Below are 18,129 nucleotides of genomic sequence, written 5' to 3'. Positions count from 1 at the left end.
ATTCATTTTAGAAAGGTACATCGTCATCATCATTAGAGTCATTTATGCTACTCCCAAAAGCTTCGTCGGCGCTTGGAAGATGACTTGTACTAAAAGGATCATCTTCTTCTTTACCGTCATTCATTTTAGAATGGAACTCAAAAGGAGTACTAAAATCATCTAAGTTATCAAATTTACCTAAGTGACCAATGAATTTTAACCTAATATTTTCTAAACCACCATTACGGTGTTTTGCTACAATGAACTCTCCTTGTCCTTGTGTAGGTGATCTTTCTTCATCATCCCACTCATCGATTTTATAATATTCTGGTCTAAATATAAAGGCAACAATATCAGCATCCTGCTCAATCGCTCCAGATTCCCTCAAGTCACTTAAAAGCGGTCGTTTACTACCGCCACGGGTTTCCACAGCACGAGATAACTGCGAAAGTGCAATCACAGGGATATTCAATTCTTTTGCCAAAGCTTTCAGGTTTCGAGAAATGGTAGAGATTTCCTGTTCACGGTTACCGTTTTTTCCACTCCCACCAGCTGTCATTAACTGCAAGTAATCGATGATGATCATTTTAATACCATGCTGAGAAGACAATCGTCTTGCCTTTGCCCTTAAATCAAAAATCGAAAGTGATGGTGTATCATCAATAAAAAGTGGTGCTTTTTCTAAGTCTTTTACTTTTACATTTAACTGTTCCCATTCATGCTTTTCTAACTTACCAGTTCTAAGTTTTTCTGAAGAAAGTCCAGTTTCCGAAGAGATCAAACGTGTTATAAGCTGTACAGATGACATCTCCAAAGAAAAGAATGCTACCGGAGTATTAGCTCCAACGGCCATATTACGTGCCATCGATAAGGTTAACGCTGTTTTACCCATACCAGGACGTGCAGCAACGATTATTAAATCACTTGGTTGCCATCCAGAAGTAAGCTTATCTAGCTTATCGAAACCAGAAGGAACACCACTCATTCCCTCTTTATTAGAAATCTCTTGAATTTTTTTCTTAGCCTGAATTACCAAACTCTGAGCACTTTCTGTAGATCTTTTGATATTCCCTTGGGTAACTTCATATAATCTGGATTCTGCCATATCCAAAAGATCAAAAACATCTGTAGTCTCATCATAAGACTCTTCGATTATTTCATTTGATATTTTAATCAAACTTCTTTGAATATATTTTTGCAAAATTATACGAGCATGAAACTCGATATGTGCCGAAGAGGCTACCTTTTGAGTGAGTTGAATAAGATAAAATTCCCCTCCTGCTAATTCTAATTTTCCATCCTTCTTTAATTGACTCGAAACCGTTAATAAGTCGATTGGTTCAGAATTTTCGAATAGTTTAAAGACTGCTTCAAAAATATATTTATGCGATTCTTTATAGAATACTTCTGGATTTAGGATATCGATAATTTCATCAACTCCTTTCTTATCAATCATCATCGCTCCAAGCACAACTTCTTCTAAATCAACTGCTTGAGGAGGTATTTTTCCTTTTTCCAGCGATATAACGTTCCCCCGACCGTAATTAGATTGCTGAGTTTGCTGTACTTTTTCCATAACCACGAATGTAAAAAAATTGTAAAGAGATGGACCTTTTACAAAGGTAATGAATGTCCACCAGTCATCAACAATTGAACTGTTAATAACTTAATTATATTGTTAATAAACACAAAAAAATCCGAAGTCAAAAACTTCAGATTTTTTTGTCAAGTGATTTAATAGGGGTTAGCCTTTAAAGACTCCCATATTAGCATATTTATCCATACGCTTTTCTACCAATTCTTCTGGTGATAAGTTTTTCATCTCCTCTAAAGATGATATTATTTTATCGCGTACTGCCTTAAAAGTTTCTTCTCTATTGCTATGAGCTCCTCCAAGAGGCTCTCTAACTATTTCATCAACCACTTTCAGTTTTACACTATCTTTAGCGGTTAATTTTAAGGCTTCTGCTGCAATTTCTTTTTGTTCCCAGCTTCTCCACAATATAGAAGAACAGTTCTCTGGAGAAATAACAGAATACCAAGAATTTTCTAGCATCAATACTTTGTCTCCTACTCCAATTCCTAAAGCTCCTCCACTAGCACCTTCGCCAATAATTATAACAATAATAGGAACTTTGAGTCGTGTCATTTCCAAGATATTTCTTGCAATTGCTTCTCCTTGCCCTCTTTCTTCTGCTTCTAAACCAGGATATGCACCTGGAGTATCAATGAAGCTTACAACAGGAATACCAAATTTCTCTGCACTTTTCATCAAACGCAAAGCCTTTCTGTACCCTTCTGGATTTGCCATACCAAAGTTTCTATATTGTCTCGTTTTGGTATTAAATCCTTTTTGTTGACCAATAAACATAAAACTTTGATCGCCAATTTTACCTAAACCACCAATCATCGCTTTGTCGTCCTTTACAGTTCGATCACCATGTAGTTCCAAGAAGGAATCTCCACATATCGCATTGATATAATCTAGGGTATAAGGCCTAGAAGGGTGTCTGGACAACTGTACTCTTTGCCAAGCAGTAAGATTCTTGTAAATTTCCTTTTTAGTCTCATTTAACTTCTTTTCAATTTGCTTGCACGTATCAGTAACATCTACATCACTTTCTTCTCCAATAGCGCAGGCTTTTTGAAATTGTTCTTCGAGTTCTTTTATGGGGAGTTCAAATTCTAAATATTCCATATCAAGAATATATTTTGTTTTTTTTAACTAGGGTTAGCAGACAAATATAAAACAATACTTCCTAAACTAGTATTAAGACTTTTGTATTTTTATTTTTTTTAGATTCTTAAAAATTCCATTTAGCACCACAGTCCCCAAAATTATTAGTGCTCCGTAGTAAAATCCTGGATTCATTTTTTCTGCATCACCAAAAATTAGATACGCTAGTACAATACCATAGACAGGCTCCAAATTAATGGTTAACATAACAGTATATGGACTTAAATACTTCATTACTTGCACCGAACCAATAAAGGCATATGCAGTACATACAGAAGCTAATATGATAAGATATATCCAATCTGAAGTAGATAGTTGAAAGAATGATCTAGAAAATCCTTCTCCTTCCGTTCCCAAAAAAGAAATAGCAAAAAGATAGATTGTTATAAATCCAACACCACTTAACAATTCATAAAACGAGATCATGGATGGTGAATATTGCTGCGCTATTTTTCCATTAATTAATGAAAATACTGACGATAAGAATGCAGAACAGATTGCATACATAATTCCAAGGACATAATCTCCTTCTACATTAAATATGATGTACAATCCGCAAATCACCATCAATCCAAAAACCACTTCATACCAGATCAACTTTCTCTTATAAAATATTGGTTCTAAAATTGAAGTAAAAAAGGCACCAGTAGATAATACTGCCAATGTAATGGAAACATTAGATGCTTTTATGGCTGCAAAAAATGTGATCCAATGTAATGCAATAATAACACCTGCAATACCTAAAACCATAAAGAGTTTTTTTGATATCTTAAGTGAAACTTTCCTGAAAAGAATAAATAGATAAATAAAACCTGAAGCCATTAACATTCTATACCAAACCAGCGGTAAAGCCTCAATGGTAATTAGTTCGCCCAGTATTGCGGTAAATCCCCAGACGAAAACAATAAAATGAAAATGCAAATAATTTTGAAGTTTAGCGTTTGGCATTATACAATAAATAGATTGCTAATATTCCGAAAGAAACGTTTGGAAACCACACTGCTACTATAGGTGGAAAATCCGATTGATTTGCCAAGGTTCCAAGAACTTTATCAAAAAAGATAAACACAAAAGCTAATGAAATTCCTACCGCTAGATTTATTCCCATTCCTCCTCTTCTTTTCATAGAAGAAACTGCTACCCCAATGACAGTTAATATAAATGCCGAAACAGGAATACTCCATCTTTTGTAGGCCACTACTTTATATCTATTGATATCCGAAGAACCTCTTTTAGTCTCTTTTTCAATAAACTTACTTAACTCCATATAGTTAAGCGTTTCTGCCACATAAGTTACTGGTGTAAACTCATCTATATTAAAAGGTAACACAGTATCTTTTTTTCTCGCCTTTTCGATAATGTCTTCGTTCTCAAGAATAGTTCGTTTCACAAAATCCCTTAATTCATATATACTATCTTTCTCGATGTAAGTAATGGTTCTGGCAGAAATTTTTGTGACTAATTTATTACCATCAAAATATTCTAAAGTAAAATTGGTCGCTTTTTTCTTAAGAGGTTTAAAGTCATTAGCATATAAAAATATACTATCATTTAATTGTCGATATACATTTCGGGTTTCCTGAACTTTTTTACCTTTCTTTAAATAAGAATATTTGAATTCGTTAAATCCCTGACTAGCTTTTGGTGCTAAAAAAAGTCCCATTGCTAATGCTCCTAAACAAATGAGAATTGCTCCAATCATATATGGTCTAAGAAATCTCCAAAATGATACTCCAGAACTTAAAAAAGCAATAATTTCTGTTTTGTTAGCCAGTTTGGAAGTAAACCAGATTACTGATAAAAAAACGAATAAAGGAAATAAAAGGTTAGCGAAGTAAACAGTAAAATCAAGATAATAAGAAACCACCGCAGCGAATGGCACCTTATGCTCCAACATATTATCGATTTTCTCAGAAAGATCTACAATAATACCAATAGGAATGAACAATAGGATCATTGTAAAAAATGTTCCTAAATATCTCTTAAGTATGTACCAGTCTAATATTTTCAAACTACAATCTTTTATCCATTTGTTTTACCATCATATTTTTCCATGTATAAAAATCGCCAGCTAAGATATGTTTTCTAGCCTCACGAACCAACCATAAATAAAATCCTAAATTATGAATTGTAGCAATTTGTCTTCCTAACATTTCGTTTACCGTGAATAGGTGTCTTAAATATGCTTTGGAATATTCTGTATCTACATAGGTAATTCCCATTTCATCTACAGGAGAAAAATCATCTTCCCACTTTTTATTCTTAATATTTATGGTACCATGCGCTGTAAACAACATTCCATTTCTTCCGTTTCGAGTTGGCATTACACAATCAAACATATCTATACCTAGTGCAATATTTTCTAAAATATTTATAGGAGTACCTACTCCCATTAAATATCTAGGCTTATCCTCTGGTAATATTTCTGTTACTACTTCTGTCATAGCATACATTTCTTCCGCTGGCTCTCCAACAGATAAACCTCCAATTGCATTTCCTTCAGCTCCAGCATTAGCGATATACTCGGCAGACTGTCTTCTTAGATCTTTATAAGTACTTCCTTGCACGATAGGAAAAAAAGTCTGATCATATCCATATTTAACTGGAACTTTTTCCAGATGTTGCATACATCGATCTAACCACCTGTGTGTCATATGCATACTTCTTTTTGCATAATTGTAATCACAAGGATATGGAGTACATTCATCAAAAGCCATTATGATATCTGCCCCTATGGTTCGTTGAATCTCCATAACATTTTCGGGAGTAAAAACATGATAAGAACCATCAATATGTGATTTAAACTTTACCCCTTCTTCTTTAATTTTGCGATTCGCTGATAATGAATACACCTGATATCCTCCACTATCCGTCAGAATATTTCTATCCCAATTCATAAATTTATGCAGACCACCTGCTTTCTCAAGAATAGGTGTTTGTGGTCTTAAGTATAAATGATACGTGTTTCCTAAAATAATATCTGGATTGATATCATTTTTCAATTCTCGTTGATGCACTCCTTTTACTGTAGCTACGGTACCAACAGGCATAAAAATTGGAGTTTCAATTACTCCGTGATCTGTTGTTACTTTTCCTGCTCTTGCTTTGCTTTGTGGATCTGTTGATAATAGGTCGAATTGCATAATTTCTATTTCGTAGAGCGCAAAGATAACTAACTAAAACTACTTTGATAAAGTCTCATTTTCGAAAAGTTTTCGTTATTAACAATAGGATCTTAATTAAAAGCTGCATCCACATTTTGCTACAGTACTCAAAACCTGTATTTTTGCGCCTTAATCATAAAGCTAATCAGCATAGCAATGCCAAAAACACAACAATTAGAAGATTTTGTGACTCAGGTTCGTAGAGACATTTTACGACAAGTTCACAAAGTAAACTCAGGGCACCCAGGTGGTTCTTTGGGATGTACAGAATTCTTTGTAGCTCTTTACCAAGAAATTCTTGACAGAAAAGACGGTTTCGATATGGATGGAATAGGAGAAGATCTTTTTTTCTTATCAAACGGACATATTTCGCCTGTATATTACAGTGTATTAGCTCGCAGTGGATATTTTCCAGTAGAAGAGCTAAATACATTTAGATTAATCGATAGTAGGCTTCAAGGACATCCAACTACTCACGAAGGACTTCCAGGTATCCGAATTGCATCAGGATCTCTTGGTCAAGGAATGTCTGTAGCTATAGGTGCTGCACAAGCCAAAAAACTAAACAATGACGATCATATTGTCTATAGTCTTCATGGTGATGGTGAATTACAAGAAGGTCAAATTTGGGAAGCTGCCATGTATGCTGCTGGAAAAAAAGTAGACAATTTAGTTTCTACTATTGATTTAAATGGTCAGCAAATTGATGGATCTACTGATGATGTATTAGCCTTAGGAAGTCTTAAAGCTAAATTTGAGGCTTTTGGATGGGATGTTATGGAAATTAAAGAAGGAAATAATATCACAGCTGTAGTAGATGGCTTAAAAGAAGCAAAAAGTAGAACAGGCAAAGGTAAACCTGTTTGCGTACTAATGCATACTGTGATGGGGAATGGTGTTGATTTTATGATGCATACACATGCCTGGCATGGAAAAGCTCCAAATGATGAACAATTAGAAATTGGTTTAGCACAAAATCCTGAAACTTTAGGAGACTATTAAGATATAAGTGATTTTATAACGAATCACTCAAAAAAACTATTCATGAAAAAATATATAGATACAGGAAAAAAAGACACTCGTTCAGGTTTTGGAGCGGGGCTTGAAGTACTTGGAAAAACAAATGAGAATGTTGTTGCATTGTGTGCAGATCTTATTGGTTCTCTAAAAATGGATGCATTTATAGCTAACAATCCGGATCGTTTTTTTCAGATTGGAATTGCAGAGGCTAATATGATGGGAATTGCTGCTGGATTAACTATAGGAGGAAAGATTCCTTTTACAGGTACATTTGCCAATTTTTCTACAGGTCGTGTATACGATCAAATAAGACAATCTATTGCTTATAGTGGAAAAAATGTAAAAATCTGTGCATCTCACGCAGGATTGACACTTGGAGAAGATGGTGCTACACATCAGATTTTGGAAGATATAGGTTTAATGAAAATGCTACCAGGAATGGTAGTAATTAATCCATGTGATTATAACCAAACTAAAGCCGCTACCATAGCGATTGCAGAATATGAAGGACCTGTATACTTACGTTTTGGAAGACCAAAAGTTGCTAATTTCACTCCAGAAGATCAAAAATTTGAAATAGGAAAAGCAGTACACTTACAAGAAGGTAGTGACGTTACGATAGTTGCTACTGGTCATTTAGTATGGGAATCTTTGTTAGCAGCCGAAACACTAGAAGCTAAAGGAATCAGTGTGGAAGTAATTAATATCCATACCATTAAACCTCTTGATGACGAAGCGATATTAAATTCTGTAAAAAAGACAGGTTGTATTGTAACTGCAGAAGAGCACAACTACCTTGGCGGACTTGGAGAAAGTGTTTCTAGAGTACTAGCTCAGAATTATCCAGTTCCTCAGGAGTTTATTGCTACTAACGACACCTTTGGAGAAAGTGGTACTCCTGATCAACTAATGGCTAAGTATGGATTAAATGCAGAAGCTATTGTAAATGCAGTTGAAAAAGTAATTAAAAGAAAATAGAGAATATATTTTCTTCCATAATTCATAATAAAAAGCCTTCCATCAAAAATGGAAGGCTTTTTGATTACTATTAAGAATAATACGTTTCTATTTTCGTTATACTAGAAACACTGACCGCAACCAAAAAAATAGTTAGTTATTTATTCATCTTTTAAAACTCATTTAAAATGAAAAATGTATTAGTGTTATTAATTCTTTTTAGTTCATTTACAATTATTGGTCAGGACAAAGGATTAAATTTTGGGGTAAAAGCAGGTCTCAACTACGGAGATAACGGTAAGATTGAATTCACAGATCTTACCAATGCAGGGGATAATTTACTTTCCGAAAACGCAGATGATCGTGTTGGTTATCATATCGGTGTATTTCTAAGAGGCGATATTACCGATAATTTTTACCTAAAACCAGAGCTACAGTATACACAAAACAATAGCTCGTATTCGTTTAACAATCGCGAACTAGATTATGATCTAAAAAAATTAGATTTACCCATTCTAGCTGGAGTATATCTATTAGGCCCATTACATGTTTTTGGCGGTCCTTCTTTGCAATATATCATAGACAACAACCTCGAAGATGTTCGTTTAAGCAATGTTAAGAATGAATTTACGGTAGGTGTTCAATTTGGAGTAGGTTTACAAATAAGACGCCTTAATATTGATCTTAGATACGAAAGAGGTATTTCTGAAAATCAAGCGCAATCTATTGATGAAAATACTGGGCAAACCATTAGAGTAGACTCTAGACCTAATCAATTTATACTTAGTTTGGCATTAGATCTTTAATTAATTAAAAAACGAAATAAGAATAAAAAAACTCCGGTTAGTACCGGAGTTTTTTTATTTAATCTTCTCTTGAAGCTGTATCATCTGTATCTAGATAGTTTGGAATTCCATCTCCATCAGTATCATCATTCGTTGGATCTCCATCTCCTATATCATTTGTCGGATCTCCATCTCCATCTCTATCCACAGTTAAGTCTGTATCAGGCTCCAAATCTTCGTCGATAGTTAAAGTACCATCACCGTCGTCATCTGGATCTAAATAGTTAGGAAACCCATTACTATCTGTATCATCATCCGTATCAAACACCAATCTGTCTCCATCCAAATCTTCTAAATAAGAGGGAACACCGTCATTATCATGGTCTGCTTCAACACTTCCGTATAACTGCACATGAAAGATAAGTGGTGCGTATTGCGGTATTCCATTTTGAGGTTCAGCAAAATATGCTAACCCAGAGGGCATGATAACCGTAAAATTACCGAAATCCATGCCATAACTAACTGTTCCATCGCTATTTTCTGTAAAACCAGAAGCACCTTTAAAATCAGTAATCGCCTCTCTAAAACCATCAACCACTGAAACTAGATCAAACCATAAGGGATTTACAGCACTATCAAAAACTCTTCTGTTCGGATTGTTATTATCCACAGGATCATTGGCATCTATTACACCATCACCATCAGAGTCTGGTTCACCTGGATTATTATCAACATCACTATCGTCTGCAATTCCATCTCCATCGCTATCTGTCTTCGTTTCGGTTTCATCTACCATGTCTGGTTCTCCATCTCCATCTGCATCTACATCTCCATCATTTGGAATACCATCTCCATCATCATCTTCATAGTCGTAAAACACCTCTCCTCGATAAGTCACAAAAGTGGAATCCGCAAATCTAGTTTGTCTTTGTTCAGCATTTCCAGCATTATGACTCATGATATACAATGTATAATCAACATCATTTCTAGTGACAGTTTTGGTTTGCAACAGTCCTGAATCCCATATGGAGGTTTCAGCACTATTCGCTCCTGCTATCGTATCAAACTGAATAACCTGGTAATCTGGATTAAACTCATTATCTACAAATCTAAAAAAGTGGGTTTTTAAATAATCTTCGATAATTGGTGCCTCATCTGCTTCCTGTTCTGCTTCATCCCTTGGTGGTACTGCAATAATACCATCATCATCGTCATTATTACATGCATATAAAGCTGCCATAACAACACCTATGGCTAGAATATATCTTTTTATACTCATCTGATTGCTTTTTTGAAGGCGCAAGATACAATTTTCTTGTACTTTTGCTCAACTATTATTAGAGATAAACGCATTTTTTAATCATTTTTTATGCGAGTTGATAAATATTTATGGTGTATCAGGTATTATAAGACACGTAGCATAGCTACAAAAGCTTGTAAAGAAGGAAAAGTTCGTGTAAATGGAGATCTTATAAAACCATCTAGAGAAATATATCCTACAGATAAAATTACTGTCCGCAAGAACCAAGTAAATTATGAACTTATCGTTTTAGACACACCAAAAAGCCGACTAGGTGCTAAACTAGTCGACATATATCGTAAAGACGTTACTCCAGAAGAAGCGTTGCAAAAATTAGACCTTTTAAACTATTCTAAGGATTATTATCGCAAAAAGGGAATGGGTAGACCTACTAAGAAAGATCGAAGAGATATTGATGATTGGTTTGAAGGACCATCAGATAACGATAGCGAAGAATGAAATTAGACGCAGCTTTTTGGACTCAGAAATATGAACAAAATCAGACTGGATGGGATATAGGCTACGTCTCTACTCCTATCGCAACATATGCTGACCAGTTAAAAAACAAAGATTTAAAAATACTAATTCCAGGATGTGGAAATGCCTATGAAGCCATTTACTTGCACTCCAAAGGTTTCAAAAATGTATATATAGTAGATTTTGTAAAAGAAACATTAAATCAATTTCAAAGAAACAATCCCACCTTTCCTAAAAAACATATCATACACAATGATTTTTTTGAGATTGAAGGTAAATTCGATCTGATTATAGAACAAACATTTTTCTGTGCGTTAGTGCCCAAACAAAGAAGAGAGTACGTTTCTAAAATGAGGTCATTACTAAAAAACAAGGGGAAATTGGTGGGAGTTTTATTTAATCGTGTTTTTGAACAATCTGGTCCTCCTTTTGGCGGAACCAAGCAAGAATACACTTCTTTGTTTTCTTCACAATTCAAAATTAAAACCCTAGAAAATTGTTATAATTCTATTCTTCCTAGAAAGGGTAGCGAACTGTTTTTTATATTTGAAGTCTAATTAGGCAAAACAATAGAATATATCCTTATGCAAACCAAAAACAATATTATCCTAACTCACGAACAAATTCAGCATAAGATAAAGCGAATCGCTTATCAAATTTATGAGACTAATGTTAGTGAAAAAGAAATTGTAATTGCTGGGATAGCAGAGAACGGCTATATTTTTGCACAACGATTAAAGTCTTTGTTGGAAGAAATCTCTGATATCCAGGTAATACTATGTAAGGTTACTATGGATAAATCAGCTCCTCAAAATACGGTAGAGACTTCACTTTCTCCTTCTGAATATACAAACAAAGCATTAGTTCTGGCAGATGATGTTCTTAATTCCGGTACAGCTTTGGTTTATGGAGTAAAACATTTTTTAGATGTTCCTCTTACCAGATTTAAAACAGCAGTCTTGGTAAATAGAAACCACAAAAAGTATCCAATTAAAGCTGACTTTAAAGGAATTTCTTTATCTACATCATTGAATGAACACGTTAATGTTACTTTTGGAGACAATGATATAGCAACCTTAGAATAATGTTGACTCTATCTCTTCTGCTATTTGATCAACCGTTTTCGCATCTGTAGAAACTATATGAGCTGCCTGATTATAATAAAACGAACGTTCAAACAGATGTTTTCTAATAAAATCCTTTAGATCCTCTTTTGTAGCTATATGTGCTATTAAAGGTCTCTTCTCTTTTTCTATAAATAAACGATCTACTAATTCTTCAAGCGAAGTTTTCAAATAGACACTTTTATTCTGATCATTGCCTTTTAGAAGCTCCATATTACCAGCAAAACAAGGAGTACCTCCTCCAAGCGAAATAATATGATTTGTGTGCGTTTCTAATAGCTTTTTTAAATACTGATGCTCTCTTTTTCTAAAATAAATCTCTCCATGATCCGCAAAAATCTGAGTAATCGTTTTATTTTCCTGATCCTCTATATAATCATCCAAATCAATACTATTCATTTTTAATTGATCAGCTAAAGCTTTGGCAATAGATGATTTACCGCATCCCATATATCCTAATAAGACAATATTCATGAACAAAATTTTAGGTTATTTACGCCTTTAAAAAAGGGCATTTAAAATAAAATGTAAATTTATATTAAATTCTTCTTGAAAAATAAATTAATGATAGTATATTTGCACCCGCATTCAGGAAAAGAATGTAATGACCGGGTAGCTCAGTTGGTAGAGCATCTCCCTTTTAAGGAGAGGGTCCTGGGTTCGAGCCCCAGCCCGGTCACAAGAAAGATTAGATCATTTTTTTTATAAATAATTATAATCTTAAGTTCTTAAAAAAATAATGATATTACCATATCAATGACCGGGTAGCTCAGTTGGTAGAGCATCTCCCTTTTAAGGAGAGGGTCCTGGGTTCGAGCCCCAGCCCGGTCACTAAAAAGTATTGCAATCTCTTGTGATACTTTTTTAGTTTTATACTATATTGTGATCTATAATGCCCAGGTGCTGGAATTGGTAGACAGGCATGGTTGAGGGCCATGTGTCCATTAGGGCGTGCGGGTTCGACTCCCGCTCTGGGCACTTTTTTTCTTCCGAAATAGAACACTAACACATTCCCTTGATTTACTATCCCAACTTTTTTATCTAAAAAAATTAGCGAAACTGATTTAAATCCGAACACTCGTACCAAACAGTAATTTAAATTACTTCAATAACCTACCCTAAACATAAATATTACTATAAATATAGTTTTATTACTAAATTTATAGTTTAATTACTAAAAATATAGTTATATTTGCTCTATGAAGGATTTAACAAAAGCAGAAGAACAGGTTATGAAATACCTTTGGAAACTAGAAAAAGCTTTCCTAAAAGATATCGTAGAACAATTTCCAGAACCAAAACCAGCTTATACCACAATATCTACAGTAATAAGAACTCTGGTTACTAAAAAATTCATCAGCTTTAACGTATACGGAAGAATTAAAGAATATTATCCTCTCATAAGTAAGGAGCAATATTTTAAAAGCCACTTTAAGGGAGTGGTAAAGAATTTTTTTAGTGGTTCTGTAAGTAAATTTGCTTTTTTTTTTACAAAAGATGAGGACCTAAATGTTTCAGAATTAGAAGAAATGAAACAAATGATAGAAGACAAAATTGAACTATTAAAAAAGCAAAATGACTAGCCTTATCATCTATCTTATACAGTCAAGTTTTTGTTTTGCAGTATTGTATATTTCTTATCACTTATTTTTTAGAAAGCTAACATTCCATAATATTAATAGAATCATACTGCTATCTATTATTCCGTTATCGTTAGGTATTCCTTTACTAAGTCATATACATTTTGAAACGATTCCAGAAGCAATCATCATACCGCATTTAGAAGAATATGTGTCTTTCGAACATATTATCCTAGAAGAAAATTATGAAAAAAACACTTTTACGCTCCAAAACAGTAATATCCTATTGGTCTTAACTACCTTATATCTCTTTGGAGCTGTTTTTTGTGTCTTAAAATTATTATTATCCATAATTAAACTATTTCAACTAAAACAAAAGTCTAAAACACTTTTACATAAAAACTACTCGATAATTCTTACTAACGCTTCACACATATTCTCCAGTTTCAAATGGATTTTTATCCCAAAAGATCAAATTCAAACTATCGAAACACCAGTTCTTGAACATGAAAAAGCTCATATCGTACTATACCATACATTGGATTTAATGCTTACGGAGCTATATCTAGCCATATTTTGGTTCAACCCTTTTACTTATATATTCAGAAAAACATTACAATCCGTTCACGAATTTCAGGCAGACAAATATGTGGTACGTAATCAAGTAAAAAAATCCGAATACCTAGAATTATTAATCAAAAATTTAGGAAGTACACGCAATTCAAAATTACACAGTTATTTTAATCATTCATTAATCAAAAAACGAATAGACATGATCACAAAAACCAATTCCAATCCAAAAAAAATCATCCGATACATTTTACTTACGCCTGTTTTATTTATACTGCTAACAGCTTTTATAAAACCAGAATTAGACACAACGAATGTATTAGAACAAATTATCACAGAAGAGATAATTGTAGAAATACCTCCTTCCATCTTTCCCGTTAAAAACGGATCCAAAGATCATATTACGGCCGTTTATGGTAAAAAGTTTGATCATCCACAACTGAAGAAAAACAAGATCCACAAAGGGATTGACATTAGAGCAAAAATCGGAACACCCATTGTGGCTACAGCAAATGGAACAGTAAAAGTTGCGAAGAAAGAAGGGAATTGGGGTAATTTGATAGTAATTTCACATTCCGACGGTTTCGAAACCTGGTATGCACACCTAGATAGTTTTGATGTAAAAGAAAATCAGCAAGTACGTGTTGGAGACATTATAGGAAAAAGTGGTAACACTGGACTATCTACAGGACCTCATCTTCATTACGAAGTACGTCATCACGGAAAAAATGTAGACCCAATGGATTACATAGAAAAGTAATTAAAAGCGTTGATCCGGCAAAAGTAAAAACTCTTGCCGGATTTATTTTAAAAAAGGTTAAATACAAAATTATGAATCTATAACCTGCGAAATAATCATTAAGACCATCATACTTAAATCTTTAAAAAAAACTGTTTTACAAACAATTAGACATTATTTTTTTTAAAAAACAGTCCTCGATAATAATAATTTTGCTGATATATTTTTTTCAGTAACCTATTGCGAATAATGCATTTCATATCTTTTTTTAACAATAATCGTTAATAATTTAACAAGGACAATTTACAAAGTAGCTAGATTTTTGTTTAAATTTGTTTAACTATTTTGATGAAAAGGTGAACAACATAAAGCAAAATTTTAGTATTAAAGATCTGGAAAATTTATGCGGAGTAAAAGCGCATACCATAAGAATATGGGAAAAAAGATACAACTTATTATCTCCAGACCGAACTGAGACTAACATTCGTACATATAGTTTAAAAAGCTTACAGAAACTTCTTAATGTTACGTATTTAGTAAACAGCGGATATAAAATATCTCGAGTTTCTAAATTAAATAATGAAGAGATTGATGAATATGTGAGACGCATAGTTTCTGATACTAGTACCAAAAATCAAGCTATCAACTCTCTTAAAATAGCAATGCTTAACTATGATTTACAGCTGTTTTTAGGTACGTATGAACAATTATCGGAGAAAAGAACTTTCCGTCAAATATTTACAGATGTTTTCATACCGTTATTGACGGAAATAGGTTTGTTATGGCAAACAAATACTATCAGTCCATCTCATGAGCATTTCATTACTAATTTGATAAAACAGAAACTACTTATCAATATTGAGAAATTACAATATTCTAAAGCTACTCAAACTGATAAAGCATTCATATTGTTTTTACCAGAAAATGAAATTCATGAATTAGGTTTATTGTATATCAATTATGAAATTCTACTTAAAGGATATAAAGCTATATACTTGGGACCAAGTATTCCTTTAGATAGTCTACCTAATATGCTAACTTTTCACGAAAACACCACATTTCTCTCCTATTTTACTGTAAGACCAGAGAAAGATAAAATTGAAGACTACGTTAAAAAATTCAATGAAGTGGTTTGCACAAAAAGAGAAAGTGAATTTTGGATGTTAGGTAAACAAACCATGCACATATCGAAAACTAGTGCTCCCAACCATCGTTATTTTTCATCCATAAACGATTTAATTAAAGAATTATAATCTACCAAATAAACCAACCAATATGACGCCAAAAGTAGTAATAATAGGCTCTGGCTTTTCCTCTCTTTCCGCATCTTGCTATTTGGCACAATTGGGATATGAAGTTTCTATTTATGAAAAAAATGATACTGTTGGTGGTAGAGCACGTCAATTAAAAAAAGAAGGTTTTACATTCGATATAGGCCCTTCTTGGTATTGGATGCCCGATGTCTTTGAAAAATTTTTTCATGATTTTAATACTTCAGCATCCGATTTTTACAAATTGGATAAACTAGACCCAGCATATCAGGTGTTTTTTGAAGATGGAAAAAGTATTTCTATAGAAGATACTCTTGATAAAATATACGCAGCTTTCGAAAAAGAAGAAAAAGGAAGTGCAGCGAAGCTCAAAAAATTTATTGATGCAGCCAGAAGCAATTATGATATTGCGATAAAAAACTTGGTATATCGACCTGGTGTTTCACCAATAGAATTAGTAACCAAAGAAACAATTAAGAAAGTAGGTCAGTTTTTTAGTACTATTTCTAAGGAAGTAAGAAAAGAATTTACTAATAAGAAACTAATTCAAATTTTAGAATTTCCAGTTTTATTTCTCGGTGCAAAACCTAGTGACACTCCTGCTTTTTATAGTTTTATGAACTATGCTGATTTTGGATTAGGAACTTGGCATCCAAAAGGCGGAATGTACCAGGTTATATTGGGAATGAAAAAACTAGCCGAATCACTAGGTGTTACCATTCATACAAACACTCCAGTAAGCAAAATATTAGTAGAAAATGGTAAGACTACTGGTGTAGTTGTTAATGCTTCGACCATCGAAGCAGATATAGTTCTCTGTGGAGCAGATTACCATCATGGAGAAACACTTCTTGATGAAAAATATAGACAGTATTCAGAAAAGTACTGGGAGCGAAAGACTTTTGCACCTTCTTCTCTACTCTTTTATGTAGGGTTTGACAAAAAACTAAATAATATCGAGCATCATAATTTGTTTTTTGATACTGATTTTGATGTTCATGCCAAAGATATTTATGATGATCCTAAATGGCCAGAAAACCCGTTATTTTATGCGAACTTCACTTCGGTATCTGACAGTGGTACAGCTCCAGAAGGAATGGAAAATGGTTTTTTCTTAATTCCATTAGCACCAGGAATAGAAGATACGGAAGCTTTAAGAGAAAAATACTTTAATAAAATTATAACACGTTTTGAAAATTTAACGAAACAAAGTGTTCAAAATAATATTATCTTTAAAGAGTCCTTTTGTGTAAAGGACTTTATAAAAGAATATAACTCATACAAAGGAAATGCTTATGGTATGGCAAACACCCTATTGCAGACCGCATTTCTTAGACCTAAGTTGAAAAGTAAAAAAGTTCAGAATTTATTTTTTACAGGACAACTAACTGTTCCCGGACCAGGAGTACCGCCATCACTAATTTCTGGTAAACTAGTAGCAGGATTGATAGAATCACAATGTAAAGTTTCCAGACAACCCAAATTACAGGTTGTATGATAACCACATTTCGCACTTCATCTTATCATTATGAATAGACCTAACATTAATTTTTTCTTATCTAAAAATTAAACTAAAACTACCTTCTATGAAAGCTTTATTTGACTCCGTTTCTTACAGTTGCAGTAAGCTAGTTACGAACTCTTACAGCACATCTTTCTCTTTAGCTTCTAAAATGTTATCAGACTCCATCCGACAGGATATCTATAACATCTATGGCTTTGTAAGATTTGCCGATGAAATTGTAGATAGTTTTCATGATTATGATAAAGAGACTTTATTTAACGATTTTGAAAAGGAAATGTATAAAGCTATCCAAAACAAAATAAGCTTAAATCCTATTCTTAATTCATTCCAGAAAACTGTTCACGAATACAATATCGAACCGGAATTATATGAAGCCTTTATGAAGAGTATGCGTTTAGACTTACATAAAACAGATTATTTAACAACTTCTGAGTACGAAGAATATATTTACGGTTCTGCCGATGTAGTTGGACTTATGTGCTTAAAAGTTTTCGTAAAAGGAGATCAACAAAAATACGATGAACTTAAAAAAAGTGCGATGCACCTAGGTTCAGCCTTCCAGAAAGTAAACTTTTTAAGAGACTTAAAAGCAGATTTTGAAGAATTAAGTCGTACATACTTCCCAAACACAGATTTAACAAGATTAGATGAAATTTCGAAATCCAGAATCATCGAAGAAATCCAAGAAGACTTTGACAAAGGTTTTGAAGGTATTATGAAATTACCTGTAGAGGCTAAATTTGGTGTATACACAGCTTACATCTACTATAAAAAACTACTAAACAAATTAGAATCTACTCCATCGGTAGAAATAAAAAATACTCGAATAAGAGTTCCTAATTATCAAAAATTTGGATTATTAGCTAAATCTTACTTTGATTATAGAATGAACCTAATTTAA

At 33.3% G+C, this 18,129-nt stretch carries 18 protein-coding genes and 3 tRNA genes; 14 read left to right on the top strand and 7 right to left on the bottom strand.

Annotated features, from left to right (window positions below; all coding sequences use genetic code 11):
- Nucleotides 1-7: 7 nt before the first annotated feature.
- The 5 genes from dnaB to tgt form a co-directional block, all read right to left on the bottom strand.
- Nucleotides 8-1,555, bottom strand: a complete 1,548-nt coding sequence (gene dnaB, locus ACWNT5_RS15040) for a replicative DNA helicase (RefSeq protein ID WP_299606928.1) — start codon at nt 1,553-1,555, stop codon at nt 8-10.
- A 168-nt stretch (nt 1,556-1,723) separates the two neighbouring features.
- The gene (locus ACWNT5_RS15035) at nt 1,724-2,677 is read right to left on the bottom strand and encodes an acetyl-CoA carboxylase carboxyltransferase subunit alpha (protein WP_299606927.1); all 954 of its coding nucleotides are present in this window, start codon (nt 2,675-2,677) and stop codon (nt 1,724-1,726) included.
- Nucleotides 2,678-2,749: 72 nt separating this feature from the next.
- A complete protein-coding gene (locus ACWNT5_RS15030; protein ID WP_299606926.1) occupies nt 2,750-3,664 on the bottom strand; it encodes a DMT family transporter in 915 nt (304 codons plus the stop codon).
- On the bottom strand, nt 3,651-4,727 hold the full coding sequence (locus ACWNT5_RS15025; protein WP_456517802.1) for an LptF/LptG family permease: 1,077 nt from the start codon (nt 4,725-4,727) through the stop codon (nt 3,651-3,653). The genes ACWNT5_RS15030 and ACWNT5_RS15025 overlap by 14 nt, the downstream gene beginning before the upstream one ends.
- 1 nt (nt 4,728) lies before the next feature.
- On the bottom strand, nt 4,729-5,859 hold the full coding sequence (gene tgt / locus ACWNT5_RS15020; protein WP_456517801.1) for a tRNA guanosine(34) transglycosylase Tgt: 1,131 nt from the start codon (nt 5,857-5,859) through the stop codon (nt 4,729-4,731).
- A 177-nt stretch (nt 5,860-6,036) separates the two neighbouring features.
- On the opposite strand from tgt, the gene ACWNT5_RS15015 reads away from it, so the two are divergent.
- The 3 genes from ACWNT5_RS15015 (at nt 6,037) to ACWNT5_RS15005 (ending at nt 8,663) form a co-directional block, all read left to right on the top strand.
- On the top strand, nt 6,037-6,882 hold the full coding sequence (locus tag ACWNT5_RS15015; RefSeq protein ID WP_299606922.1) for a transketolase: 846 nt from the start codon (nt 6,037-6,039) through the stop codon (nt 6,880-6,882).
- Nucleotides 6,883-6,924: 42 nt separating this feature from the next.
- Nucleotides 6,925-7,878 (top strand): transketolase family protein, encoded by a 954-nt coding sequence (locus ACWNT5_RS15010; RefSeq protein ID WP_299899053.1) that lies wholly within the window; start codon nt 6,925-6,927, stop codon nt 7,876-7,878.
- 167 nt (nt 7,879-8,045) lie between these two features.
- Nucleotides 8,046-8,663, top strand: a complete 618-nt coding sequence (locus ACWNT5_RS15005) for a porin family protein (RefSeq protein ID WP_299606919.1) — start codon at nt 8,046-8,048, stop codon at nt 8,661-8,663.
- Nucleotides 8,664-8,721: 58 nt separating this feature from the next.
- On the opposite strand, the gene ACWNT5_RS15000 is transcribed toward ACWNT5_RS15005, so the two are convergent.
- Complete coding sequence (locus tag ACWNT5_RS15000; protein WP_299606917.1) at nt 8,722-9,921, bottom strand: FKBP-type peptidyl-prolyl cis-trans isomerase; 1,200 nt, start codon at nt 9,919-9,921, stop codon at nt 8,722-8,724.
- A gap of 90 nt (nt 9,922-10,011) precedes the next feature.
- Here ACWNT5_RS15000 and ACWNT5_RS14995 point away from each other — a divergent pair, with 90 nt between their 5' ends.
- The 3 genes from ACWNT5_RS14995 to ACWNT5_RS14985 are packed head-to-tail and all read left to right on the top strand — an operon-like array spanning nt 10,012 to nt 11,504.
- Nucleotides 10,012-10,401 (top strand): RNA-binding S4 domain-containing protein, encoded by a 390-nt coding sequence (locus ACWNT5_RS14995; protein ID WP_299606914.1) that lies wholly within the window; start codon nt 10,012-10,014, stop codon nt 10,399-10,401.
- Nucleotides 10,398-10,976, top strand: a complete 579-nt coding sequence (locus ACWNT5_RS14990) for a methyltransferase domain-containing protein (protein WP_456517800.1) — start codon at nt 10,398-10,400, stop codon at nt 10,974-10,976. The genes ACWNT5_RS14995 and ACWNT5_RS14990 overlap by 4 nt, the downstream gene beginning before the upstream one ends.
- Nucleotides 10,977-11,003: 27 nt before the next feature.
- Nucleotides 11,004-11,504: a phosphoribosyltransferase family protein gene (locus tag ACWNT5_RS14985; RefSeq protein ID WP_299899047.1), complete on the top strand. Its 501-nt coding sequence runs from the start codon at nt 11,004-11,006 to the stop codon at nt 11,502-11,504.
- Here the strand turns inward: ACWNT5_RS14985 and ACWNT5_RS14980 are convergent.
- Nucleotides 11,496-12,017, bottom strand: coding sequence for a shikimate kinase (locus ACWNT5_RS14980; RefSeq protein ID WP_456517799.1), 522 nt, complete (start codon nt 12,015-12,017; stop codon nt 11,496-11,498). The genes ACWNT5_RS14985 and ACWNT5_RS14980 overlap by 9 nt on opposite strands.
- Nucleotides 12,018-12,149: 132 nt before the next feature.
- On the opposite strand from ACWNT5_RS14980, the gene ACWNT5_RS14975 reads away from it, so the two are divergent.
- The 8 genes from ACWNT5_RS14975 (at nt 12,150) to ACWNT5_RS14940 (ending at nt 18,129) form a co-directional block, all read left to right on the top strand.
- Nucleotides 12,150-12,222: transfer RNA gene (locus tag ACWNT5_RS14975), tRNA-Lys, on the top strand.
- A 79-nt stretch (nt 12,223-12,301) separates the two neighbouring features.
- Nucleotides 12,302-12,374: transfer RNA gene (locus ACWNT5_RS14970), tRNA-Lys, on the top strand.
- 63 nt (nt 12,375-12,437) lie between these two features.
- Nucleotides 12,438-12,521: transfer RNA gene (locus tag ACWNT5_RS14965), tRNA-Leu, on the top strand.
- A gap of 221 nt (nt 12,522-12,742) precedes the next feature.
- Nucleotides 12,743-13,126 carry a BlaI/MecI/CopY family transcriptional regulator gene (locus tag ACWNT5_RS14960; RefSeq protein WP_456517798.1) on the top strand — a complete coding sequence of 128 codons (384 nt, stop codon included), beginning with the start codon at nt 12,743-12,745 and terminating at the stop codon, nt 13,124-13,126.
- Nucleotides 13,119-14,453 carry a peptidoglycan DD-metalloendopeptidase family protein gene (locus ACWNT5_RS14955; protein WP_456517797.1) on the top strand — a complete coding sequence of 445 codons (1,335 nt, stop codon included), beginning with the start codon at nt 13,119-13,121 and terminating at the stop codon, nt 14,451-14,453. The genes ACWNT5_RS14960 and ACWNT5_RS14955 overlap by 8 nt, the downstream gene beginning before the upstream one ends.
- A 335-nt stretch (nt 14,454-14,788) precedes the next feature.
- Entirely contained in the window at nt 14,789-15,685 is an 897-nt protein-coding gene (locus ACWNT5_RS14950; protein ID WP_299606904.1) for a MerR family transcriptional regulator, read from the top strand.
- 22 nt (nt 15,686-15,707) lie between these two features.
- Nucleotides 15,708-17,201, top strand: coding sequence for a phytoene desaturase family protein (locus ACWNT5_RS14945; protein ID WP_456517796.1), 1,494 nt, complete (start codon nt 15,708-15,710; stop codon nt 17,199-17,201).
- Between the two features lie 88 nt (nt 17,202-17,289).
- On the top strand, nt 17,290-18,129 hold the full coding sequence (locus tag ACWNT5_RS14940) for a phytoene/squalene synthase family protein (RefSeq protein ID WP_299606901.1): 840 nt from the start codon (nt 17,290-17,292) through the stop codon (nt 18,127-18,129).

It is taken from the genome of Aquimarina sp. 433, from assembly GCF_054054605.1.
This window is presented reverse-complemented; position numbering and strand designations above follow the sequence as displayed.

Excerpts from the sequence above, each read along its gene's own strand:
- ACWNT5_RS15010 (WP_299899053.1), top strand. The coding sequence starts at position 6,925 with ATGAAAAAATATATAGATACAGGAAAAAAAGACACTCGTTCAGGTTTT.
- ACWNT5_RS15035 (WP_299606927.1), bottom strand. The coding sequence starts at position 2,677 with ATGGAATATTTAGAATTTGAACTCCCCATAAAAGAACTCGAAGAACAA.
- ACWNT5_RS15015 (WP_299606922.1), top strand. The coding sequence starts at position 6,037 with ATGCCAAAAACACAACAATTAGAAGATTTTGTGACTCAGGTTCGTAGA.
- ACWNT5_RS14990 (WP_456517800.1), top strand. The coding sequence starts at position 10,398 with ATGAAATTAGACGCAGCTTTTTGGACTCAGAAATATGAACAAAATCAG.
- dnaB (WP_299606928.1), bottom strand. The coding sequence starts at position 1,555 with ATGGAAAAAGTACAGCAAACTCAGCAATCTAATTACGGTCGGGGGAAC.
- ACWNT5_RS14940 (WP_299606901.1), top strand. The coding sequence starts at position 17,290 with ATGAAAGCTTTATTTGACTCCGTTTCTTACAGTTGCAGTAAGCTAGTT.
- ACWNT5_RS15030 (WP_299606926.1), bottom strand. The coding sequence starts at position 3,664 with ATGCCAAACGCTAAACTTCAAAATTATTTGCATTTTCATTTTATTGTT.
- ACWNT5_RS14985 (WP_299899047.1), top strand. The coding sequence starts at position 11,004 with ATGCAAACCAAAAACAATATTATCCTAACTCACGAACAAATTCAGCAT.
- ACWNT5_RS14945 (WP_456517796.1), top strand. The coding sequence starts at position 15,708 with ATGACGCCAAAAGTAGTAATAATAGGCTCTGGCTTTTCCTCTCTTTCC.
- ACWNT5_RS15005 (WP_299606919.1), top strand. The coding sequence starts at position 8,046 with ATGAAAAATGTATTAGTGTTATTAATTCTTTTTAGTTCATTTACAATT.
- ACWNT5_RS14960 (WP_456517798.1), top strand. The coding sequence starts at position 12,743 with ATGAAGGATTTAACAAAAGCAGAAGAACAGGTTATGAAATACCTTTGG.
- ACWNT5_RS14995 (WP_299606914.1), top strand. The coding sequence starts at position 10,012 with ATGCGAGTTGATAAATATTTATGGTGTATCAGGTATTATAAGACACGT.
- ACWNT5_RS15000 (WP_299606917.1), bottom strand. The coding sequence starts at position 9,921 with ATGAGTATAAAAAGATATATTCTAGCCATAGGTGTTGTTATGGCAGCT.
- ACWNT5_RS14955 (WP_456517797.1), top strand. The coding sequence starts at position 13,119 with ATGACTAGCCTTATCATCTATCTTATACAGTCAAGTTTTTGTTTTGCA.
- ACWNT5_RS14980 (WP_456517799.1), bottom strand. The coding sequence starts at position 12,017 with ATGAATATTGTCTTATTAGGATATATGGGATGCGGTAAATCATCTATT.
- tgt (WP_456517801.1), bottom strand. The coding sequence starts at position 5,859 with ATGCAATTCGACCTATTATCAACAGATCCACAAAGCAAAGCAAGAGCA.